At 49.0% G+C, this 21,515-nt stretch carries 23 protein-coding genes; 9 read left to right on the top strand and 14 right to left on the bottom strand.

Features of this window, described 5'->3' with window-relative positions:
* Positions 1–142: 142 nt before the first annotated feature.
* The 3 genes from IFO68_RS13110 to IFO68_RS13100 form a co-directional block, all read right to left on the bottom strand.
* A complete protein-coding gene (locus IFO68_RS13110) occupies positions 143–562 on the bottom strand; it encodes a hypothetical protein (protein WP_192016288.1) in 420 nt (139 codons plus the stop codon).
* Between the two features lie 5 nt (positions 563–567).
* Positions 568–1,080, bottom strand: coding sequence for a peptide deformylase (gene def, locus IFO68_RS13105; RefSeq protein ID WP_192016287.1), 513 nt, complete (start codon positions 1,078–1,080; stop codon positions 568–570).
* A gap of 88 nt (positions 1,081–1,168) precedes the next feature.
* On the bottom strand, positions 1,169–1,900 hold the full coding sequence (locus tag IFO68_RS13100; protein WP_192016286.1) for a response regulator: 732 nt from the start codon (positions 1,898–1,900) through the stop codon (positions 1,169–1,171).
* Positions 1,901–2,181: 281 nt separating this feature from the next.
* On the opposite strand from IFO68_RS13100, the gene IFO68_RS13095 reads away from it, so the two are divergent.
* Positions 2,182–2,706: a GNAT family N-acetyltransferase gene (locus tag IFO68_RS13095; RefSeq protein WP_192016285.1), complete on the top strand. Its 525-nt coding sequence runs from the start codon at positions 2,182–2,184 to the stop codon at positions 2,704–2,706.
* A gap of 55 nt (positions 2,707–2,761) precedes the next feature.
* Here the strand turns inward: IFO68_RS13095 and IFO68_RS13090 are convergent, their stop codons facing one another.
* A complete protein-coding gene (locus IFO68_RS13090; RefSeq protein WP_192016284.1) occupies positions 2,762–3,751 on the bottom strand; it encodes an NADP-dependent oxidoreductase in 990 nt (329 codons plus the stop codon).
* A 105-nt stretch (positions 3,752–3,856) separates the two neighbouring features.
* Here IFO68_RS13090 and IFO68_RS13085 point away from each other — a divergent pair, with 105 nt between their 5' ends.
* Positions 3,857–4,759, top strand: coding sequence for a LysR family transcriptional regulator (locus IFO68_RS13085; protein ID WP_192016283.1), 903 nt, complete (start codon positions 3,857–3,859; stop codon positions 4,757–4,759).
* Positions 4,760–4,783: 24 nt separating this feature from the next.
* Here the strand turns inward: IFO68_RS13085 and soxR are convergent, their stop codons facing one another.
* A complete protein-coding gene (soxR, locus tag IFO68_RS13080) occupies positions 4,784–5,218 on the bottom strand; it encodes a redox-sensitive transcriptional activator SoxR (protein ID WP_192016282.1) in 435 nt (144 codons plus the stop codon).
* 105 nt (positions 5,219–5,323) lie between these two features.
* On the opposite strand from soxR, the gene IFO68_RS13075 reads away from it, so the two are divergent.
* Entirely contained in the window at positions 5,324–6,514 is a 1,191-nt protein-coding gene (locus IFO68_RS13075; protein ID WP_192016281.1) for an MFS transporter, read from the top strand.
* A 54-nt stretch (positions 6,515–6,568) separates the two neighbouring features.
* Here IFO68_RS13075 and IFO68_RS13070 read toward each other — a convergent pair whose 3' ends face one another.
* Entirely contained in the window at positions 6,569–7,477 is a 909-nt protein-coding gene (locus IFO68_RS13070; RefSeq protein WP_192016280.1) for a LysR family transcriptional regulator, read from the bottom strand.
* Positions 7,478–7,618: 141 nt separating this feature from the next.
* On the opposite strand from IFO68_RS13070, the gene IFO68_RS13065 reads away from it, so the two are divergent.
* Both IFO68_RS13065 and IFO68_RS13060 read left to right on the top strand, forming a co-directional pair.
* Positions 7,619–8,728: an alkene reductase gene (locus IFO68_RS13065; protein ID WP_272872729.1), complete on the top strand. Its 1,110-nt coding sequence runs from the start codon at positions 7,619–7,621 to the stop codon at positions 8,726–8,728.
* 10 nt (positions 8,729–8,738) lie between these two features.
* On the top strand, positions 8,739–9,758 hold the full coding sequence (locus IFO68_RS13060) for a zinc-binding alcohol dehydrogenase family protein (RefSeq protein WP_192016279.1): 1,020 nt from the start codon (positions 8,739–8,741) through the stop codon (positions 9,756–9,758).
* A gap of 84 nt (positions 9,759–9,842) precedes the next feature.
* Here IFO68_RS13060 and IFO68_RS13055 read toward each other — a convergent pair whose 3' ends face one another.
* Complete coding sequence (locus tag IFO68_RS13055) at positions 9,843–10,988, bottom strand: MFS transporter (protein WP_192016278.1); 1,146 nt, start codon at positions 10,986–10,988, stop codon at positions 9,843–9,845.
* A gap of 15 nt (positions 10,989–11,003) precedes the next feature.
* A complete protein-coding gene (locus IFO68_RS13050; protein WP_192016277.1) occupies positions 11,004–12,563 on the bottom strand; it encodes an ABC-F family ATP-binding cassette domain-containing protein in 1,560 nt (519 codons plus the stop codon).
* 721 nt (positions 12,564–13,284) lie between these two features.
* On the opposite strand from IFO68_RS13050, the gene IFO68_RS13045 reads away from it, so the two are divergent.
* The 3 genes from IFO68_RS13045 (at position 13,285) to IFO68_RS13035 (ending at position 15,258) form a co-directional block, all read left to right on the top strand.
* Positions 13,285–14,283 (top strand): hypothetical protein, encoded by a 999-nt coding sequence (locus IFO68_RS13045; RefSeq protein ID WP_192016276.1) that lies wholly within the window; start codon positions 13,285–13,287, stop codon positions 14,281–14,283.
* 1 nt (position 14,284) lies between these two features.
* The gene (locus tag IFO68_RS13040) at positions 14,285–14,611 is read left to right on the top strand and encodes a hypothetical protein (protein ID WP_192016275.1); all 327 of its coding nucleotides are present in this window, start codon (positions 14,285–14,287) and stop codon (positions 14,609–14,611) included.
* Positions 14,612–14,847: 236 nt separating this feature from the next.
* On the top strand, positions 14,848–15,258 hold the full coding sequence (locus tag IFO68_RS13035; protein ID WP_192016308.1) for a VF530 family protein: 411 nt from the start codon (positions 14,848–14,850) through the stop codon (positions 15,256–15,258).
* 152 nt (positions 15,259–15,410) lie between these two features.
* Here the strand turns inward: IFO68_RS13035 and IFO68_RS13030 are convergent, their stop codons facing one another.
* Both IFO68_RS13030 and IFO68_RS13025 read right to left on the bottom strand, forming a co-directional pair.
* Entirely contained in the window at positions 15,411–15,959 is a 549-nt protein-coding gene (locus tag IFO68_RS13030; protein WP_192016274.1) for a YdeI/OmpD-associated family protein, read from the bottom strand.
* A 1,064-nt stretch (positions 15,960–17,023) separates the two neighbouring features.
* Positions 17,024–17,299, bottom strand: a complete 276-nt coding sequence (locus tag IFO68_RS13025; protein ID WP_330872808.1) for a DUF6559 family protein — start codon at positions 17,297–17,299, stop codon at positions 17,024–17,026.
* Between the two features lie 469 nt (positions 17,300–17,768).
* Between IFO68_RS13025 and IFO68_RS13020 the strand changes: the two genes are divergently transcribed.
* On the top strand, positions 17,769–18,626 hold the full coding sequence (locus IFO68_RS13020; RefSeq protein ID WP_192016272.1) for an NAD-dependent epimerase/dehydratase family protein: 858 nt from the start codon (positions 17,769–17,771) through the stop codon (positions 18,624–18,626).
* 92 nt (positions 18,627–18,718) lie between these two features.
* Here IFO68_RS13020 and IFO68_RS22155 read toward each other — a convergent pair whose 3' ends face one another.
* From IFO68_RS22155 to IFO68_RS13005, 4 genes are all read right to left on the bottom strand, one after another.
* On the bottom strand, positions 18,719–19,009 hold the full coding sequence (locus IFO68_RS22155) for a hypothetical protein (protein ID WP_419555444.1): 291 nt from the start codon (positions 19,007–19,009) through the stop codon (positions 18,719–18,721).
* Between the two features lie 501 nt (positions 19,010–19,510).
* The gene (locus IFO68_RS13015) at positions 19,511–19,948 is read right to left on the bottom strand and encodes an SRPBCC domain-containing protein (RefSeq protein ID WP_192016271.1); all 438 of its coding nucleotides are present in this window, start codon (positions 19,946–19,948) and stop codon (positions 19,511–19,513) included.
* A 305-nt stretch (positions 19,949–20,253) separates the two neighbouring features.
* Positions 20,254–20,796, bottom strand: coding sequence for a DinB family protein (locus tag IFO68_RS13010; protein ID WP_192016270.1), 543 nt, complete (start codon positions 20,794–20,796; stop codon positions 20,254–20,256).
* Positions 20,797–21,103: 307 nt separating this feature from the next.
* Entirely contained in the window at positions 21,104–21,481 is a 378-nt protein-coding gene (locus IFO68_RS13005; RefSeq protein WP_192016269.1) for a VOC family protein, read from the bottom strand.
* Positions 21,482–21,515: the final 34 nt, after the last annotated feature.

Here is a 21,515-nt window from a genome sequence, read left to right as displayed (position 1 = left end):
TTATCGCGGATAAATTATCGTCCAAGAAAGTGTTTAGGCTTCAAGCAGCCAGCCATTGTATTTGAAGAAATGACTTTGGCTGCTTGATATTGGAGAGTGTCGCACTTCGAAGTTGAATTCGGGTTCATACTCTTTAAGATGCTCAGTCAAATAATATCTGAAGCGATCGACTGTCAAAATGATCATTCGCATTTTTACTCATACACCGAAGTGGCACTAGCCAGTCAAGGTCATATAACCGGGCATGTTCAAACATCATGCAAGCCTGATAATTCACGAAATAATCTTCAATATTATCTTCAGACAGAGCCCCATAACGTTTGATGGAATCTGAAGCACAATAATTCGAAGCAGGTGATATCTCAACGGTGCACACACCTTCAGAAATATTCATACATTTCTGATATATCGGATTAGCACAGATGACTTTTCCACCATTCTTTTCTATTTTCCCTGCGACCAGTTCCAGCCAAGCATCATGGATTACAGGCTCCTCTTGCGGTTCACTCGCACAGCTTGTCAAAATACTCGCCATTAGGCTCACTCGGATGATTTTATTCATTATCTTTAGGCTGTTTTCGCCATTACCTTCACGGCTTTCTTGACTTTCTTCATCGCCATTTGTCGTTTGAGTGGCGACAGATAATCAATGAACAGATTTCCGCGCAGATGGTCAATTTCGTGCTGCATCACAATTGCCAGAAAATCATCACGCTCAATCGTTACTGAATTACCCTGACGATCAAGCGCTGTAACAACCACAGACTGATAACGTTCAACATCAGCGTAATACTCCGGCACCGACAGGCAGCCTTCCTGCCCCATGGCTTTATCTTCACCGCTCACCACGACCGGATTAATCAGCACTAAGGGTTGATCTCGGGTTTCTGAGATATCAATCACCACCACAGCTTCACGACGACCGACCTGAGTCGCCGCCAGGCCAATACCATTCGAGGTGGCATACAGGGTCTCCAGCATGTCATCCACCAGCGTCTGAACAGCAGCAATATCAGTTACAGGAATGGCCTGCTCTTTTAAGCGAGGATCCGGGGCGGTGAGAATCTCTAATCGTGCCATAGTGTTTCAATTACCTTAACGTTAACTACAATCAGGTTCAGCACTGTCTGATACTGTCCCGTTCACCGCGCTATCTTACTGGTTTTCTTTAATTTTCATAGGTTACCGGTGCGGTAAAAATATAACCGTTTCCCCGCATGGTTTTAATGTACTTGGGATGTTTACCGCTGTCGCCCAGCCGCTGTCTTAACCGACTGAGCTGAACATCTATCCCCCGTTCAAACGGCAGCGCTTCGCGGCCCCGGGTGGCATTGGAAATGGTGTCCCGGTCCAGCACTTCATTTGGACGGGATAAAAATAACATCAGCAAACTGAAATCGCCGCCCGTCAGTTCATAGTCCTGCTCTGTCTGAAGGTCATATAGTCGGTGAGACAACGTCTCCAGACGCCAGTGTCCAAACCGGATAGCGCGCGGTAATGCCGTTGGCTGTACCAACTCCTCCGCGGCCACAGGGCGGGTTCGACGCAACAGCGCCTTAATGCGTGCCAGCAACTGACGCGGACTGAATGGTTTGGCGATATAATCATCGGCGCCGATCTCCAGCCCCAGAATCTGATCCATTTCATCGGAAGCGGCTGTCAGCATCATAATCGGTACTTCCGATGATTTCCGTACAAACTGACACAATGTAAAGCCGTCGTCCCCCGGCATCATCACATCCAGCAAGATGACATCGGGCGTATGCGCTTCAAGCTGTTGCTTCATGGCAACGCCATCTTCTGCGGTTATCACCTCATAGCCGGATTTAACCAGATACTCCTGCAATAACTCGCGGATTTCGACATCGTCATCCACAACCAGAATGGTCTTTGTCGACATGGTGGTGTTCTCTTTCTGTTCGTACACGTCATTATCGTTATCATTTATTACTGATAGCTTTCATAAAGCGCTTTGATCATCGCTTCATTTATCCCTGAAAGTACTTCAGCCGCCAGCAGTGTTATTCATTACCGGGATGAAATCACGGTGCAGGCAACAAAAATTTGAGGCAGATAAGGTTTTATCGCCCTGTTACAGGTAAAATTTTGCTGCCAGCTTCCCCTGATACGCCATTCATGCATAATACTTTTAAAGCAGTATGTTAAGAGAAAAAGTTCCTTATGCTAACCATTGATTACGCCACGCTTGATGATCATTCCGCAATTACCGAACTGCATGTTCGCAACTGGCAGGCTGTGTATTGCAACGACTTGTCAGAACAATATCTGATGCACGATATCCATCAAGACAGATATCAGACCTGGTACTCGCGATTGACTCAGCCCATGAGCCAGCGGCACATTCTTGTTGCGAAACAAAACGGGCAAATGTGTGGCTTTATCTGCATAGAGCTGGATGCCCATCCTGAGTTAGGCACGCTGGTCGATAACCTGCACGTTAACCCTGAAATAAAAGGACAGGGCATTGGCAAGCAGCTTCTCGCGACAGCAAAAAAGATTATGGCCGAGCACGCTCAGTCAGACAGCCTGTATCTGGAAGTGCTGGCGTCCAATCTGCCGGCCATAGGTTTTTATCAGCGGATGGGGGGAACAGAGTATTGTGCGCAAACCTGGCAGGCACCGGACGGTACAGTGGTTGATGAATATGTCTACCATTGGCCCGGAAACGATCAAATGAAATTCTAATCGCAGACACTGCCATACAGCACGGCCGTTTCCATCGATACGGCCGTGAAAGCGTTTAAAGCTCGACGATCAACTTACCTTTATTCTCACCGGAGAACAGCAGGTTAATCCCTTCAATGGCACTATCCAGCCCTTGCAGGGTATGAGCACGATACTGCAGCTTGCCGGCCATCATCAACTCTGCCAGTTTTTGACCGTATTCCGCAAACCGATGGAAATGATCCGGCATAGTAAAGCCCTGAATCATCAGTCGTTTACGCACAATATTCATCCAGTTCGGACCAGGTTGCGGTGTCGCGGTGTTGTAATCGGCGATCATGCCGCAGACAGCCACACGACCATGGGCGTTCATGCGTTGATAAATGTGCTGCTGTGCAACGCCGCCGGTATTTTCAAAGAATAAGTCAATGCCGTTGGGGGCGGCGGTTGCCAGCTTGGCAGCAAAATCCTCATCGTGGTAGTTGATTGCGGCATCAAAACCCAGTGTCTCAGTCAGCCAGTGGCATTTCTCGTCGCTGCCAGCCACACCGATGACAGTCACGCCTTCCAGCTTCGCTAACTGGCCAACCATAGAGCCCACAGAGCCTGCTGCGCCTGTCACCACCAGTGTCTGTCCCGCTTGCGGTTTCAGCACTTCATACAGGCCGTGATAGGCCGTCACGCCCGGCAAGGCCACCACAGAGAGCAAGGCTTCCTGCGGCACACTGGTCGGCACTGGCGACAAACCGCCTTTGGCAACAAAATATTCCGTCCAGCCCATCATACCCATCACACGGGTTCCCACCGGAAAATCCGGGTGGCGGGATTCCACCACATCACCGATGCCGCTTGAGCGCATCACTTCTCCCAGCTCCACAGGCGGAATATAACTTTCACGATCGGCACTCATCCAGCCGCGCATGGCCGGGTCCAGTGACATGTGGGTTTGCTTGACCAGAAACTCGCCCTCGGCAATTTCCGGCACTGTCTTCGACACTTTTTCAAAAATATCTGACGTGATGGTGATGTCTGGGCGTTTTTTCAGAAGAATGGCACTGTAATTCATGATCTTGTTCCTTTTGTTGTCTTGAGGCACACTCTAACTCTTGCTGAAAATGAAAATAAGACCGCAAATTAAAGAAACACTTTTGCGTTAAATGGGAAAATAAACATGGATAAACTCAAAGCCATGGAAGTGTTCGTCACCACATTACAGTGTGGCAGCATTTCCAGCGCCGCAAAGCAATTACGTCTTCCCGTTTCCAGCGCCTCGCGGCAGCTGAGCTGGCTTGAAGCGCAGCTCGGCACTGAGCTCATCAAACGCAGTACGCGGACCATCAACCTGACTGAAGTAGGCAAAGCCTACCTGACACAATGTCAGCAGGTCCTTGAGCAAATTCGTCAGGCGGAGGAACTGGTAAACACCTATCAGCAAACCCCGTCAGGTATTTTGACCATCAGTTGTATGAGCCATTACTTTGACAGTCAGGTACTGCCGCATCTGAGTGAATTCGAGACGCTGTATCCTGATATCAAACTTGATATCGATGTGTCAGACCGCTTGACCGATCTGTCAAAAGCAGAAATTGATATCGCTATTCGTGGCGGATATCTGCCGGATGAACGTATTCACGCACGCTGGTTATGTGATAACACGCCACACCTGTGCGCGACACCCCAGTACATTGAGCGTTATGGCCTGCCAACTGATCATACTGAACTGCACGCTCACCATCTTGCTTACTATCGGAGTCCAAAGCACATTTTAAAGTGGGGGATCGTCAGAGAAGGGCAATGGCTGTCTCTGGATCTGGAGCCGTATGTTGTAACCAATTCCGGTCGCTATATTCGTGAGCTGATGATGGCAGGAAAAGTGATGGCGCTGCTGCCAGACTGGTCAACCTTCGAAGACCGGGGCGAAGGCAAACTCATCAAGGTCGACCTTCCTGCACCGGTCTGCCTGTCTGCCGAGCGCCTGGGGCTATATCTGCTGTATTACACGCCCCGCTATCAGGTGCCGAAAATCAGGGCAGCGGTCGATTTTTTCAGCCAGAAACTGGCGCGCGTCCTGTAACCTTAACCACTAAGCCACAATGTTTCAGCGCGGATGTTCAAGCAGCACCGCGCCATGACCCTCATCTGCCAGCGTATCATCGGGGTTACGAAGCTGACACCGGTTCAGTGACAGACAGCCACAACCGATACAATCGCCCAGCGAATCCCTGAGTTTTTGTAATTTGATTATTCGTTCATCAAGCTGATGCCGCCATAAGTTCGCCATTGCCTGCCATTCTTTCTGTGTCGGTGCGTGATCCAACGGCAGATGAGACAGCGCTTCGCCGATTTCCTCCAGCGACATTCCCAGCTGCTGCGCGGTTTTAATCACCGCAATCCGGCGCAGCACACTGCGATCATATCGGCGCTGATTACCTGCGTTCCGCCAGCTCTGAATCAGCCCTTTCTGCTCGTAAAAATGTAACGCAGACACTTTTACATTGGAGCGTGCAGCGACCTGTCCGACTGTCATTTCCATCGCCAATCCTTACATGCTGATAATTTGTATTTTATTCTTGACATCAAGTTTACTTGAGGTTTTAAGCTCTGCCCATCACTAACAATAACCAAGAAGGAAACACGGATGTCACGCACTGCGACTTATCTCACCGGGCGCTTTTTTGACGGTATTTCATCCGGGATGTTCATGCTGGCACTGCCTTGGATCATGCTGAATCAGGGCGACATGGGAGTCTTCGTGGCGGCTGTCTCGCTCACTTGCACTGCCTTGTCGTTTATCGCCACCCCTTTCACCGCCACGCTGATTGACAGACATTCTCGCAAAACCATTCTGATCGTCATCCAGGTTATTCAGTCGCTGACCGCACTGTCTGTACTGTTCGCCTTCCGGTTTCAGGCCGATTCCATCTGGTTGCTGGCACTGGCGCAACTGATTTTCTGGCTGACCAACGATGTCGCCTGGAGCACCAATAATGCCTTCACTCAGGAAAACTATGACAAGGCAGACTACGCCAGAGTGACGGGTCAGCAGGAAGTCGTCATACAACTGACCACACTGAGTGCCGGGGCGGCGGGCATAGTGCTGCTGACATCCTGGTCGATGAGCGAGTTCGCCTTGCTGGCAACGCTGGCCTCTGGCATTGCCGCGCTGAGCTACTGGCTGACACCGTATCGCCGCCGGCTGTCGTCCAGTCAACCTCAGGCGTTTTTCAGACAGTTGGCAGAGAGCAGAACCATCTTTACCCGCCAGCCCGCTTTCTACCTGTTTCTGGCGTTATCCTGCCTGACCTACCCTATGCTCACCTATCTGGCGAAACTGGTACCTGTGTATTTCTCTGAGCACAACATCAGTGGCAGTTGGTTTGCGTCCTGGTCGCTGAGCTATGGCATCGGCGCCTTGCTTACCGGCCTGCTGGTAACGCGTTTGCTGGCACGCATCAGCCATGAAAAAGCCATGATGTACTCCGTGATAATCATGGGGAGCCTGCTGATTACCATGGCCGTCTGGTTAACACCGGTTGTACTGGTCTCTCTCACCGTGATCCTGGGCTTTTTCAACGCCTTAAACCGTATCACCCGCACCAATAAGCTCAACCACGAAGTTAATGTGCATGAGCGCGGGCGGATAGAAGGCGGTCTGAAATTATTCTCGACCCTGAGCCAGAGCCTGAGTTATGTCTTGATTGCGGCATTAAGCTACCTGCAGATCACCGAAATGGGTTTTGTCATTATGGGCGTTATAGTGCTGGCCGCAGGCCTGCTGATGCAGATGCTCTACCGGCAAGGTTGCCATGTGCAGGTTTCTGTTGCCTGAGGACAAGACAATCACTGTGGCGACTTCCCTGAAGCGTACGCTAGGGAAGTCTTTTCATTTTTCCATCCAGTCCATCAGAAACTGCGAAAAAGCGTTCACTTGCCTTGGCTGGAATTTGCGGCCGGGATAGACAAGCTGCAAAGCGACAGATTCGGTATCACTGAGACTCAATCCTCTGACCTGATCATCAAACAGCACCAGTAGCCGGCCGTCCAGCACATCCTGCCGAACATCCCACCAGGACTTCATCGTGATACCATAGCCTTCCACAGCCCATTGACGTACCAAGGCTCCATCGGTACAAATCATCGCCGGTTCAACTTCCACCGTTATGGGGCCATTATCAGTGACAAAGTGCCACTCATTCATAATCTGTCCGGCCCACTCCATCACTAAACATCTGTGATGAAGCAGATCATTGGGATGCTCCGGGTGCCCCGCTTTCGCCAGATAAGCCGGCGATGCACACACCACACGGCGATTTTGTACTAACGACTTTGCAATCAGGTTGCTGTCAGGCAAGTTGCCCAGCCGGATGGCAATATCTATGCCTTCATCCACCAGTTTTACCATGCCATCGGTCAGATACAGATGCGGCGCAACCTTAGGATGAGCCTCTGAAAACGCCGCCAATGCCGGCGCCACATATTGCCTGCCAAAATCGGATGGCGCAGTAATACGCAAGGAACCTGACAGTTCCGCCTCACATTGCGTTAATACCGCTTCAGCGGCTTCCACTTCTTCCACGACTCTCAGGCAAGCCTCGTAAAACCGATAGCCCGCTTCAGTTATTGAAATATGCCGGGTATTTCTGTTCAGCAAACGGGTTTGATATCTGTGTTCCAGCTGATTCATCCTGGCGGTCATACTGGCAGGCGACAACCCCAGCTTACGCCCTGCAGCCGCCAGTCCACCTGATTTCACCACCTGAACAAACAAGGCCATGTCGTCTGTTTTTGCCATATTATTCAGCTTTTATGAAGTATGTTTTCGTATTTACGCTAATTATAAATATTTTCCGAATCAATACACTGTAAATGTCTTATGACTGAACCCAATACTCGTACATCATTCTGATGAATGTACGATGACCCACGGAGATTCATGATGTCAGATTCACTACTGTTCACACCACATCAACTTGGTGCTGCTGTGCTTCCCAACCGGATTGCAATGGCCCCAATGACACGATCCCGCACTACCCAACCCGGTGATATTCCCAATCGTCTGATGGCTGAATACTATGCCCAGCGTGCCAGTGCGGGTTTGATTATCACTGAAGCCACACAAATTTCACCGCAGGGTAAAGGTTATTCTTTCACACCTGGTATCTTTTCCTTTGAACAAATACAGGGCTGGCGCCTTATCACGCAGGCCGTCCATGCTAAAGGCGGTAAAATTTATTCACAGCTCTGGCATGTCGGCCGGATGTCACATCCGTCATTTCACGACGACGGCCAACCTGTTGCACCTTCAGCCATTGCACCTGACGCACAAGTCTGGGTGGTTGATGAAGACGGCGTAGGCAGCATGCAGGACTGCCCTGTTCCCCGAGCGCTGGAGCATCATGAGATCCAGGCTATCATTGAAGACTATCGTCAGGCAGCAATCAATGCCATCGAAGCCGGCTTCGACGGGGTGGAAATTCATGCTGCAAATGGCTATTTAATCGACCAGTTCCTGCGCAGTACATCCAACCATCGAACCGATGAGTATGGCGGTTCAATTGAAAATCGCATCCGTTTTGCTATTGAGATTGTTGAAGCGGTCTGCAAGGCGGTTGGTGCCGAAAATGTCGGGATCCGGCTTGCGCCTTTCATTACTCAGCGGGGCATGAATGATCCTTCAGTAACAGAAGCCATTTTAGAAGCGACCAAACACTTCCAGCGGCTCGGCATTGCCTATATTCACCTGGCCGAAGCAGACTGGGATGACGCGCCTCAGGTGTCACCTCAGTTCCGGACAGCGTTGAGAGAGATGTTTACAGGCAGCATCATGGTGGCAGGTAACTATACTCATGCAACGGCTCACCAGTTACTGCAGGCTGGCCTGGTCGATATGGTTGCTTTCGGCCGCCCGTTCCTGGCCAACCCCGATCTGCCCTACCGCTTGCAGCATCAATTACCGCTGAATGTCATTTCCGATCCCACCACCCTGTTTGGCGGAAATGAAACCGGCTACACCGATTATCCTTATTACAACCAACACGCTTGAGGAACCCCCAATGAAAGCTGTCGCACTGACCCATTATTTACCTGTATCAAACCCGGACAGCCTGATGGATGTCGAACTCTCAGCACCGGCTGTATCAGGCAAGGATATTCTGGTGAGGGTGGAAGCCGTCTCGGTCAATCCGGTTGATACCAAAGTAAGAGCCCCCAAAGACAAAATTGAACCACAGCCTCGTGTTCTGGGCTGGGACGCTGCAGGGACGGTCGTCGCTGTCGGTGAAGACGTCACCCTGTTTTCCGTTGGTGACGAGGTATTCTATGCTGGCGATATCACTCGCCCCGGCACCAACAGCGAATACCAGCTTGTTGATGAACGCATTGTCGGAAAAAAACCGCAATCACTGTCGATGGCGGAAGCGGCCGCACTCCCTCTGACCAGTATCACCGCTTGGGAAGGATTATTTGACCGGCTCAATATCAACCCCAAAGGCACACAGGATCAGCAAAGCCTGCTGATCATTGGTGGTGCTGGCGGTGTCGGTTCTGTAGCAATTCAACTGGCCAGCCAGATTTCAGGGCTGACGGTAATCGCAACGGCATCACGGGAAAACACCCAGCACTGGTGCCATAAGATGGGCGCCGATCACACCATCAATCACAGGCAGGATATGGCGGCACAACTGGCTGAACTCGGCTTCCCGGCAGTGGACTACATCTTCTGCCTCAATGACACAGCCGGCCACTGGGCAACCATGACGCAAGTCATCAAACCCCAGGGCATGATTTGCAGTATTGTCGAAAGTGATATGCCATTGGATATGGAACCGTTAAAAAGCAAAAGTGCCGGTTTCGTCTGGGAATTCATGTTTACCCGCTCCATGTATCAAACCCATGATATGGCCGAGCAGGGTAATTTGCTCAATCAGATCAGCAAGCAGATTGATGCCGATACCCTGCAATCCACCATGAAGGAGCACCTGACACCGATCAACGCTGAGAACCTGCGCCAAGCCCATGCCATAGTAGAGCAAGGAACAATGATAGGAAAAATTGTCCTGTCCGGATGGGTATAATTCCCTAGTCCCCGATCATCCCTGCCCCGCATAATGATGACTGTGCGGGGCAGGGAATCACATGACTTTACGCCTCTCTCCGGCTCATTCACTATGCCTGATTTTGACTGGTTGCAGGACGATGATCGCTATCCCAAACAGCGCAATTGCCAGCAACGCCATACTGTATTGCCCGGTGCTATACGCAGCACCAGCAATACCAGAGCAGATCGCCACGCCCAAATGCATCATCGTCATAGCCAGTGACATCAGAACACCGCGATGTACCACTGACAGCTCCGAGATATAGCTTTGCAACGCCGGAGAGCCAACGCCACCAGCCAAAGCCCAAAGCAACAACAACGGAATAAGCGCGATCAGATTTTCCGCCGGCGAAAGATAAAACCAGACACTGACAACCACACAGACACCCAGCGCTATGCGCATTGTCTGACGTCCACTTTCCAGCCGTCCGGTCACATGAGGCATAAGCACATTGCCTATGACACTGATCACACCAAGCACAGCATACACAATGCCGACGCTCCACATGGATAGACCCTGCGTATCACGCAAATGCTGACCCACCAGATTAAACAATCCAATTCCGCCCCCCAAACCAAAGCACATCGCTAACAAGGCACCTGCGGCACCGGGGATCGACCAGACATTAACAGAAACGTCTTCGTTCCCCGTCGCCGGTTGCTCAGCCCGGTGTGGCTGTCTGACTGATACAAACGCCAGCGAAACAGCCACAAGCCAGGCACAGACTCCCAACACGACAAACGCGGCCCGCCAAGTCAATGTTTCAGCCAGTACCGCGCCAAGTGCCGGACTGGCAATCATTCCCAGAGTCAGGCCCGACTGTACCCAGGCAATCTTCTTCATGGCATCTTCCCCTCCTGAGTCTGCTGCAAGTGCAAAGGCAATAGGCAACATCCCGGCGCTGGCCAGTCCCGTGACAACGCGCGTCACAACTCCAGCTTCAAACGTCTCCACCAGCCCAGTCGCAACAGAAGCCAGACCAAACAGAACAGACGCCGGAATCATCACAGCTAAGCGTCCGCGACGGTCAGAGTATGCACCGAGTAAAGGCGCTATTACGGCTAACGCCACACTATAAGCGGTAATAAATAAAGTGATGCGTTCTGGCGGAACCCCCAGATCATTACCGATAGGGGCCAGTATTGGCCCCAACATCAATTCATCGGCGCCAACCAGAAATGCAATAAAAAACAAAACAAACTTCATCTTACTGTTCTCACCTTAAGCCAGTGCTGCTTTTTCAATTTTACCGGCAGGTTGAATATCAACCACCCGGTCCGGCCATCCAGCGACAAAATCCCGCTCGTGCGACACCATGATGACAGTCCCGCTAAAATCGATCAGCGCTTGCTTCAGCGCCGCTTTCACCGTGGCATCCAGATGGGTGGTCGGCTCATCCAGCACCAGCAGATTTACCGGCTGCAATGCTAAACGACACAGCTTCACTTTGGTCTGCTCTCCTCCGCTGAGCGAGCCGACAGGCTGCAAGGCCAGCTTGCCGGACAGGCCGAAGCGCGCCAAATGTTGCCTGGCCGCTTTGTCATCCAGTCCGGGACAAACTGACTTCACCAGATTCACGGGCGTGGCATCCTGAAACGGCCAGTGCAATTCCTGCTCAAAGTAGCCCAGCCTGAGCCCTTGTGATAATTCCAACTGACCAGACATCGCTGCCAGGTCGCCCACCAGGGTTTTCAGCAGGGTGGACTTTCCGATGCCATTAAACCCGGCAATCACGACTTTTTCACCGCGCTGCAGGCTCAGATTCATCGGAGGCAGCAAAGAGCGGGTATAGCCGATTTCCAGCCCGGTAGCCGCCAGCACAGTCTGGGCACTCAGTGCCGCAGCCCGGAACGAAAACGACACCGCTTTTTCTGACTCCGGCGCTGCCATGCGCTCAATCCGCGCCAGCTGTTTCTTGCGGCCATTGGCAATGCTCGCATTCACCCCAGCACCGTTTTTGGCAATGAACTGCTCCAGCTTATCAATATGCTTTTTCTGGGCCTGATACTGCTTGGCATGAGCCGCATCGTCGCTGGCTTTCTGCGCCATCGCTTTCTCAACATTACCCTTGTATTTGCGGATTTGTTGTCTGTCGATATCGCAGATGCCGGTCGCAATCCGGTTCAGAAAAGCCTTATCGTGTGACACCACCATGAAGGCGCCTGTAAAGCCAGTCAGATAATCAGCCAGCCAGTCGACATGCACGGTATCAAGGTAGTTGGTCGGTTCATCCAGCAACAGCACATCCGGCGATACCAACAGCAGGGTTGCCAGCATCACTTTGTGGCGCTGACCACCACTCAAAGCGCCGAGCGGCGTTGTCATGCCGAACTGGGTAATCCCCAGTCCTTCAGCCACCGCCTCTATTTTGTGATCAGTGACATAAAAGGACTGGCTTTCCAGCATCGCCTGAATCGTTGCGGCACGGGTCAGAAAACTGTCGCGGGCACTTTTCTCCGGGCAGGCGTAAATGGCCATCATCTCGGCTTCCAATGTGTATAAATCGGCAAACGCCGATTGCAGATAACCACGTACCGTCAACTGATGATCCAATTCTGCGTGCTGATCCAGATAGCCGATTTGCACGGCAGGCTGCCAGAGAATGTCACCACTGTCTGGCAGCAACTCGGATTGCAGCAATTTCAGTAAGGTACTTTTCCCCACCCCATTCTTGCCGGTCACCCCGATATGCTCGCCGGGAAACAGAGTGAAATCGGCCTGCTGATACAGGGTTTTATCGCCGATGTGGTAAGTCAGATTTTGAATTGTGAGTAAACTCATTGTATTACATCCATAAAAAACGAGGGGCGGTATAAGGCATACCGGCCCCTCGCTTCAAGCAATCTTGAAACTAGCTGCTGACTGATTCTCGGTCAGAAACTAAAAGGCCGACGATGAAGGTCATCGTCGGCCTGTACTCTGCATTCATCAGATACAGACAACTCCCCTGAAGGGTCAGGGAATGACGGCTATATCTGATGAAGATTCAGAAGACATTCAGCTCCGAGCAACACTTCATCGTGTTAATGCGCGGAGCACAGTCGCCTGACAAAATTCTTGAATAGGATGTAAAACATTGCAGAGTGGTCCAAAAACATAATTCGGTCGCAAAATACGCAATTTTCAATCATGAGTCAACCGCATCGACTATCGTATGCGGTCATATCGCACATCGGCAGCAAGGCATCAGTTGACACCCCTCAGCCAAAAATCGCGGCCAATAGCGCAATCACGACAGCCATAACCAGTACGGTTTTCACCAGCAAACCGATATTACCACTGCCGCCATCAGGCGGCTGATTACAACATCCCACTGTTACCTCCAAAGTCACAATCATTGCAGTACACAACAGGCAGACTAAAGCTTCCCCCCAGTGGAAGGTAAAGCGAAACTGTTACCCGCTGCACATTTCCCTTCGCCCGAACCCTAATTGGCGGGAATACTCAACCAATAGCATTTATGTTATGCATATACGTTTTTATATTGTCATTGGAATTTCATATGCCCGTCCGAGCTAGCGCTGCAAGAGTGAGTATCATCACTGCTGGCCTGCTTTTTCTTTCTGCCTGCAGCCAGAATACCAGTAATGATGTTGGTTTGTATGCGCAAGCCAGTAATCTGCTCACCAGCCAGCTGGGCGACATGATGCAGGAAACCAAAACCTTACAGACAAAACGGGCCACCAACACACTGGCGCTGGAACTGGAACGCCCCAGCACTCTGCTGACCTCCGACCGGATGACGCAACAGGCAAAAACCTATGCCGATATTACTCAACAACAGTTCGCGCTATACGCCCTGAACCGTTCCCTGCAAGACTACAGCCAGGCCCTCAGCGAACTGGCAGACGCCAAATACCGCAGCGACATTGACTATGCCGCAGCCAAACTAAGCGGTTCGCTGATCTCAGCAAACAAACAGTATCTTGCCCTGACCAATACACCCCTGCTGGATGCCAGCGATGACACCTTCCACATACTGTCATCCGCCATCGCAGGGATAGGCGCCACGGTAGCAGAATCTCAGCGGCGCAAAGCCCTGAAAGACATCATTATCAAGGCCGACCCGACCATCAGCACTATCTGCGATACCATCAGCCAGCGCCTGTCCTCCGGCAGACTGTACGCCGCCCTGCTGTCGGAACGCCGGGATATGCTCAGTACCGATATCCGTCGCTTCAACATCATGAAAACGCAGGGAAAGCTCAGCCACGAGGCAGTGATCGCGCAAATTGAAAGCCTGACTCAGCGCTCAGTGGATATCGCCTCAACAGCGCTGATCTTCAAGCAACTAGCCAAAGCTACGCAGACACTGAAAGAGAAGCACCACGCGATTGCCGAACTGGTCGCTAACAACGAGTTCAGCGGTAAAGCCTTCATCCGTATTGCAGGCGAACTCAGCGAAACCGGCCGACATTATTCATCACTGAACACTCTGCTGGGTAGCTGCGAAACCGGCTTTGCGCTCAGAGATGATCAACTTGTTTGCGAGGAGGGGTGAGATGATCGACAAGCCATTGGGCAACTACCTGGCTGAAGCTATCAATGAGCTGCGCAAGGTGAAAGAAATCACGCTGGATTATGATCAGGCGCTGCAATTACAGCAAGACATCAACCTGCTGTTGACCCAACTCAGCGAAGCACTGGCATTACCCGATCTGGGCGTTGCGCGTACCCAAAGTGCGGTGACGAACCTTATCACCCTGACGTCGCTGGCCATAAAGGCCAAACACGATCCCAGCAAGATTGCCGATGTTATTTACACCACCTCTAAAGTGGTGCGTGTGGTTGAAAAAGTGCTGAAAGGCACTGGTGAAGCGCTGCTGTAAAAACGAGTGGCTAAGACAGCTTGTTGCGAGTTGGCACTGGAAAAGGTTTGCTCCTTCCTTGCTATTAATAGCGATAATAATAGGGAAGCAAGGCCGAGTCTGCTAGAATCCCGTGCCCTCAACCTTCATGGCACAGCTTACTCATTCGTGCCGCTCTGGTATTAAATTGAAGCGTTGAGCGAATACCACCCAATCCAACCAGCCCCGGTACGTGAAAAACTCAGGAACGCGTTATGATGACAGATGAAGAAAGAATTGAATTACAAAAAAATAATCCATTGCACGGTCTTAAGTTAGAAACCTTACTGCAAGAGCTGGTCGATTTTTACGGATGGGACATTCTGGATACAGCAATGCGGTTTAACTGTTTTCACGTCAACCCCTCGATTGCCAGCAGTGTGAAATATCTAAATAAAACAGACTGGGCAAGAGAGAAACTGGAAAACTTTTACCTGTACCGCTTTAAGCGTATGCCTCGCGCAACGAGCGAAGAGTATGAATTACCGCCACGCGCCCGCCCTTTCCCACATGGCCTGAAGCCTAAAGAGCCAATGGCACTGACGGTTGAATCCATTTTGAAGTCGCAAGCCAAAGCCGCATCAGCCCATAAAGAGCGCTCATCACGGGGTCGTCACTTCCGCCGTTAACGTCTCGGTCAATCAAATAGCAACGTATCAGGCATGGATGCCTGAGTTAGGTAAACCATCTCATTTACACTGTAAAACGTGCCAAATCTGGTTCTGATTTGTGTATCGCACTTAAAAACCAGTGCTGCCTCGACACGTTACATGCCGTTTTTCTACTCTTCAGCCTGTGGCGCACTGAACGCTTTGCTGTAGAAACCTGACGGGTCAAAGCAACACACTCTCTTCTTCCCCGAAGCAAGCATGTCGCATGCGTCATGAATGCGTTTCACGCGGGTCTTGGCCTGCTTGGCCGAAACTATCCAGTGAATCCAGTCTACACGGGCAATGGTCGTCGTCGCATCCCATGTGGCTCGCGCCTCAGGTGCCGCCTCCAGCGCTTGAGCCAGATCCTCCGGCACATCCGGTTCAGGTTCCTCCCCGGCGAAAATCTCGAAATGTGCCGTGTCACCAATACTGGCACCTGAAGCCGCCAGCAGAGCCCGGTCGATACGCAGCCAATGGCTTTTCTTGCCATCCGGTTCAAGCAAAACAGTGAAACTGTTACCGTTTAAGGTGCCTGAAACAGTGATACGACCACGCCTTGGCAACGTTGCGCTTACCTCCTGAGGCAACACAACAAAAGCCCACTCACTATCGCCGCCCAAGTCCCTGGGGCGAAGCAATCGCGCGTCGAATTCTGCACGGTTGTTTTCTTTCTCCATGATTTGATGACCTCCCTATGAAACTTTCCCTGAACGAACGACATAGTATTTTAGCAGACAGTTATGCTGGGGGGAGTGAGTTTAGCCTCCAGCCCCATTGAATCACTTTGTATGTCGCGCTTAAAACCAGCGCCTTGTCCAACATTCTACGTTGCGCGCCAGACACTCTTTGCTGGCTCAAAGAGTGCCCAGAAAAGCCTTTGATTTTGCTGATGTTGTCCGGGCCGGTTGTAGGCGCTCCTTGCGCCGACAACCTAAAAATACATCCATGTATTTTTCCCTGGGATTGTGGCTGACTATCCTGTTGATGACACTCAGCCTGTCGATACGGCAATTGCATGTGCCAACCAAGCTCAGCATCGTCGGAAAACAAAAGCGATGCATGATAAATACATCAATGCTTGAGGCTGTATTAAGTGCTGGTTTTAGTCAGGTGATGAAAAACTAAGCACTCATGCGGTCGCCCTGGACATGAACCCTCATCAGGCTCTGCCACACTGGGTAAGCCTGATTACGAAATCCCTGTCGTAATCTGTCTATAGCATTGATTAAACAAACATAGCAGCAGTATCCACGGCAAGGATCACCAAGACAGGGGGCTGACCCACAAAACAGTACACTCAACAGTCTTCGGTCATTTTGCATACAAGTCAACGTTGTCATCCGGATGAAAACGGGTTGTGTCGCGCATCGTAAAGTTCTTGGGCAGACACTTAACGAAAAACAACGTCATCAATTTGTCTTGAATGTGACTGTCCTTGTCATTCCCGACCTTCGCCTGTTTAGCTGAAACTATCCAGCATATCCAGTTAGTCGCATCCCATGTGGCTCGCGCCTCTGATGTAGCCTCCAGCGCTTGAGCCAGATCATTCGGCACTGCTATTTTCTTTCTCCATGATTCGGTGATCGCCCAGTGAAAACCTCCACTAAATCAGTGGCATATTGTTGTAGCGGGCAATTATTCGGGTTGTTTATTTGTTGTAATTAAATCAGGTGCTTCTGATCGTTTACAGGCGCTCCCGGCGTCAACAACCTAAGCTTACATCCATCTCTACCCCCGATATTTAGTCGCCACCACCGCCACCGCTATCTCCACCAGAAAAACCTCCAGCATCAATACCCCCACCAGAATCTGATGAGGCCGAAGTTATGTCACTGACGCTGAAATCTGAGCTGCCATTAAAGTAGATATCTCCTATCTCACAACGCATCGCATCATAATCGCAATTTTCGCCGATTTCTTGATGGAACTGATCGAAGTCTTTCCTGTTTGAAAACATAGCAATACCGTAACATGCATACACCACAGATAGGCCAGGGCGCGAGCATACTTCGTTTATTTCTTGTTCAAGTGGTAAACGAGCTTAAAATCTAGGCCAATTTTACGAAAATTGCCGAGAAGATAAAAACTTTGAGCTCAAAAAATACACGAAGTGTTTGTTATATGAATGAAAAAGTTAGTATGCTCTCACCCTGCACCTCAGACACACTCAAAAAAACGCAAGTAGACAGCCCTGCTGCCGCTTTTCGCCGGAGTTTATTTGCCGCTTTATTGAACCCCAAAGGATTACTCTTCTTTGGCGCATTTCTGCCGCAGTTTCTTGACGCGATTTCCAGTTCAACTAAAGACAGGTGATGGAAAAGTGACATATAGAGAAACCGAGTAAATTTTTCCTTATTAGATCATTACATTATTTGGTAAATTAATAGCTTTAACAAAGTGCGATCCCGCCCTGATAATTCTATGCTATCATAGTATATATTTCGTATCTTTAAGCGAAATTTATGCAATAATCAAAAGGAAACAGAATGAAACAAACAGTATTGATAACCGGAGCCAATAGTTTTGTTGCCAGACATTTAATTTCAAAATTGGAAAGCAATTACACGATTAAATTATTAACAAGAATGCCTCGTGCTTCAAATGAATACGAATGGAATCTAGAAAACTGGACGATAAACGAAAAAGCATTGGATGATGTAGATTATATCGTTCATCTTTCTGGGTCAAAACTCAATGACGGAACACCGCTCACTCCCGAAAGACAACAACTGGTACGTGAGACAAGAATTGGAGCGGCAGATTTTCTGCGGAAAAAATTAAAAGAACGCAATCAAAAACTGACGGGCTTTGTATCGGCATCGGCTATTGGTTACTATGGCTATACCGACAAAACAATGGAAATCGACGAGAACGGAGAACCAGGCACGGACTTTGATGCACAATTATGTATCGATTGGGAAGCTGCCGCAGATGAATTTAAAACTGATGGTATGGCTGACCACGTTTCTAAAATAAGAGTATCGTTGGTGCTTGGGAAAGATGGTGGTATTTTTCCAATTTTTGAAAGTGCGGTAAGTGCGAATCCGCAACTGGCTTTGCAATCAAGCCCAGATGCATTTCCGTGGAACCACGTGGACGACATGGCGGGCATTTTTGCCTTTGCGGTGCAACATAATTTAGATGGTGTCTATAATTCTGTGGCACCACAACCGGCTTCTTCGCAGGATATATATAAAGCCATTGCCAATACAAAAGCTGGCAAAAATCACGCTATCGATTCTTTTCATGGGCAACATTTGGTGTCTCATAAAATCGTCAACGCGGGGTATGAATTCAAATACCCTAACATTGAACAAGCGGTTAAAAATATTCTGCAAAAATAAATATCATCATAAAAAAGGAAATATGCATGGAATTTATAAAAATTGAAAAAAACTTTTTCACCGCAAAATTTTACGTGGGTTGGCGATGCCTGTTACAAGACATCAATAGTGCAGGGCGAGAGCACACTTTGTAAAAACGTTAACAAATGCCTATCATGCAAACATTCAGTATTTTTTGGCTTAATTTCTATAGGCATTAAAACGTAAAGTGCATATATAAGCGTAATTACCGATTCGGAATGCGATTTAATAAAGTATGCTCCTACCCTGACAGATAGGTAGCCTCTCTCGATCGTACTTTTAACCTGTTTTGGGGTATATCTTTTTGATTTCCTGTAATCCTTTTTAAGCATGCTTGGAAGTTTCTTTATATATGATTTGATTGCTCTTCTTTTTTAAATTTTCGAATTAATTCCATTCTCGATATCCTTAATGGCATTTAACACCGACACGACAAGGATGTCAGTGATGTAATAAAATTCCATTAGTAAAGCCACATACGAACAGTTTTCTGAAGCATGCTCACCAAAAGATACACCATGAATGCTTGCATCAGAAGTTAAGTTATCGTGCTTAATTACCATTTATCTAATTTTTCAATAGCCGAAAGCCTACCGATATCTTTGGGAGAAAAGCATTTCCCCATTCTTCAAAAGCGTGATTCCGCCTGATTTTCTGTCATTGTTCTTGTTCGTCATAAAGTCCGTATTTATTAATAACAGTGATAACAATTTACGATCCTGATGTGTAATTCTTCTCCGCATTAAATGTGTTGCTTTATATCTGAGTTTTCACGCTCAACCCGGCGGTTTTATTAATATATCGGCACAGTCTTGTTCAACATCCAGATAACATGTCGGCTACGCAACACATAGCCTTATTTGTCAATTCGAGACTTCTCTTAGCACAGTTGTTAGACGATCAATATTTTGCTCATTTGCTAAACCTGCCCTTTTTTTTACAGCGTGCGCTGTTTCAGCGTTGTCAAAAACTTGCTCCCAAGTTAAGCGCGTACCATCACCTTCTGGAGTCAGGCTAACAGTAAGCTTGAAATTTGGAGGGCAATCATGATGAATCACAATTTTAGTATCAGGCACAAGTTCTTTGAAGAAGCTGTCATTGAGATAATCTGCTCCATCAGGGCTATGCATTACGAATTTCCAGCGCCCCCCTGCAGTAAACTCAAAAACCTCGAATGTATTGGTGAAGCCATCAGGCCCCCACCACAACGCTAATAACTCTGCCGATGCAAATGCGCTATATACTTCCTTGGGTGTGAAAGGCAAGTTTCTTGAGGTTCGCAGCATTCTGTCATCAGTCATGATCATGGCTCCAAAACAAGTGAGATTAGTAATGCAGAATGAATAATATAGACTCCCCTTATCAGGTTTGCCACACCTTGAAAGTCTGATTACATAATAGCTGGAGACTACCAAGGCAAGGTACTAATCCACAAAAAATAGCACTCTCAACAATCCTCGGCCCTTCTGCAGATGTGCCAACGTTATTATCTGGATTGAAGCTGGTTGTCGCTCGCTAAGTAAAGCTCTTGGACAGATACTTGACGAAAAAACAACGTCATCAATTTCGCTTTTAAAGTGATAGTTCTTACGCCAACTGCAACCGGTTAAACACAAGCTTCCTCAGGAATCAGCGCCAAGAGGTCTGTCACACCAATATCTTCACCGGCCTGAGAAAGCAAAGCAGATACTTGCCCCCGATGATGGGTTTGATGATTAAAGAAGTGAAGAACTAGGCTTGAAAACCGTTTGTTAGCAGAAATGCCTTTGGTATTGTGATAACTAAGTAAGAGATCCAAATCTGTCTCAGTGAGTTCATCTACCCAACAGATAATCTGACAATCCAACCAAGATCTTTGTTCGGATAAAGCAGTGAAATCTTCAAAAAGTATCTGATCCAAGCTACTCGGGTTGGGAAGATTGACGACCTCACGTAAAGAGGACATGCAGGACGGATTCGAGGAAAATCGCTTGAGCCAAATAATATCGCCCACAAGAATGTGATTCAAAGTACCGAAAACAGAGCCAAAAAATGCGCCACGATCCTTGGTCAGCTCTTTTTTATCTAAACGACTCGCAGCCTCGTAAACGGTAGTGTTCATGCTTTGGTTGTAGGCGGCCAGCAATATAAAGTGTTCTTTAAGGCTCATCTGTATTTCTCCTTGTACATTATGAATCGCATGAACTCCTCTTATCAGGCTTTGCCACACTGTGTCAGCCTGATGACGACATCGCCAAAGGTCATCGTGTCAAAATCTGTTTATAGTACTGATTTAGCTCTTGATGCCATCGTTGTTTGTTATGTGAATGTTTTTCGATGAGTTACGTTGTACTCGTTGACAGCAATGTATCCACAAGCTTCGTAGAATCTACTTGCATTCAATGTACCACTACACTTTGAGGCGATGTATACCATTGCGAAAGCAAGGGAGCGCGGCGGTTCAACACATACACCGATCATTCTGCTGCGCCATCATGACACACCGCTTCGATATTGTGCCCATCAGGGCCAATAACGAAGGCTGCGTAGTAATTGTCGTGATAATGCGTACGAATCCCGGGGGTACCATTGTCCTTACCCCCAGCATCCAATGCAGCACGATAAAAGGCGTCGACTTGCTGGCGTGTTTCAGCAACGAACGCAATGTGGAGCGGTGCAGGTGGCTCCATGGCTTGGCACAAGCATAGCGAAGCGTTATTCTTGCCGCACAACTCGATACCGTAAGACGGCTCGCCCTCGGAACCAATCTCAACGCCCAATGGCTTGAGCACCTTCAGGAAGAAGTTTTTGCCTTCTGTATAGTTACTGACTCCGATCTTAACGTGATCAAACATGTACTCTCCCATCATGTGGATTATGTGTGGCCTA

It is taken from the genome of Photobacterium arenosum, assembly GCF_014841115.1.
GTDB lineage: Bacteria > Pseudomonadota > Gammaproteobacteria > Enterobacterales > Vibrionaceae > Photobacterium > Photobacterium arenosum.
This window is presented reverse-complemented; position numbering and strand designations above follow the sequence as displayed.

Bases quoted from the DNA above. Each gene is read 5' to 3' on its own strand.
- IFO68_RS13110 (WP_192016288.1), bottom strand. From the start codon at position 562: ATGAATAAAATCATCCGAGTGAGCCTAATGGCGAGTATTTTGACAAGC.
- def (WP_192016287.1), bottom strand. From the start codon at position 1,080: ATGGCACGATTAGAGATTCTCACCGCCCCGGATCCTCGCTTAAAAGAG.
- IFO68_RS13100 (WP_192016286.1), bottom strand. From the start codon at position 1,900: ATGTCGACAAAGACCATTCTGGTTGTGGATGACGATGTCGAAATCCGC.
- IFO68_RS13095 (WP_192016285.1), top strand. From the start codon at position 2,182: ATGCTAACCATTGATTACGCCACGCTTGATGATCATTCCGCAATTACC.
- IFO68_RS13090 (WP_192016284.1), bottom strand. From the start codon at position 3,751: ATGAATTACAGTGCCATTCTTCTGAAAAAACGCCCAGACATCACCATC.
- IFO68_RS13085 (WP_192016283.1), top strand. From the start codon at position 3,857: ATGGATAAACTCAAAGCCATGGAAGTGTTCGTCACCACATTACAGTGT.
- soxR (WP_192016282.1), bottom strand. From the start codon at position 5,218: ATGGAAATGACAGTCGGACAGGTCGCTGCACGCTCCAATGTAAAAGTG.
- IFO68_RS13075 (WP_192016281.1), top strand. From the start codon at position 5,324: ATGTCACGCACTGCGACTTATCTCACCGGGCGCTTTTTTGACGGTATT.
- IFO68_RS13070 (WP_192016280.1), bottom strand. From the start codon at position 7,477: ATGGCAAAAACAGACGACATGGCCTTGTTTGTTCAGGTGGTGAAATCA.
- IFO68_RS13065 (WP_272872729.1), top strand. From the start codon at position 7,619: ATGATGTCAGATTCACTACTGTTCACACCACATCAACTTGGTGCTGCT.
- IFO68_RS13060 (WP_192016279.1), top strand. From the start codon at position 8,739: ATGAAAGCTGTCGCACTGACCCATTATTTACCTGTATCAAACCCGGAC.
- IFO68_RS13055 (WP_192016278.1), bottom strand. From the start codon at position 10,988: ATGAAGTTTGTTTTGTTTTTTATTGCATTTCTGGTTGGCGCCGATGAA.
- IFO68_RS13050 (WP_192016277.1), bottom strand. From the start codon at position 12,563: ATGAGTTTACTCACAATTCAAAATCTGACTTACCACATCGGCGATAAA.
- IFO68_RS13045 (WP_192016276.1), top strand. From the start codon at position 13,285: ATGCCCGTCCGAGCTAGCGCTGCAAGAGTGAGTATCATCACTGCTGGC.
- IFO68_RS13040 (WP_192016275.1), top strand. From the start codon at position 14,285: ATGATCGACAAGCCATTGGGCAACTACCTGGCTGAAGCTATCAATGAG.
- IFO68_RS13035 (WP_192016308.1), top strand. From the start codon at position 14,848: ATGACAGATGAAGAAAGAATTGAATTACAAAAAAATAATCCATTGCAC.
- IFO68_RS13030 (WP_192016274.1), bottom strand. From the start codon at position 15,959: ATGGAGAAAGAAAACAACCGTGCAGAATTCGACGCGCGATTGCTTCGC.
- IFO68_RS13020 (WP_192016272.1), top strand. From the start codon at position 17,769: ATGAAACAAACAGTATTGATAACCGGAGCCAATAGTTTTGTTGCCAGA.
- IFO68_RS13015 (WP_192016271.1), bottom strand. From the start codon at position 19,948: ATGACTGATGACAGAATGCTGCGAACCTCAAGAAACTTGCCTTTCACA.
- IFO68_RS13010 (WP_192016270.1), bottom strand. From the start codon at position 20,796: ATGAGCCTTAAAGAACACTTTATATTGCTGGCCGCCTACAACCAAAGC.
- IFO68_RS13005 (WP_192016269.1), bottom strand. From the start codon at position 21,481: ATGTTTGATCACGTTAAGATCGGAGTCAGTAACTATACAGAAGGCAAA.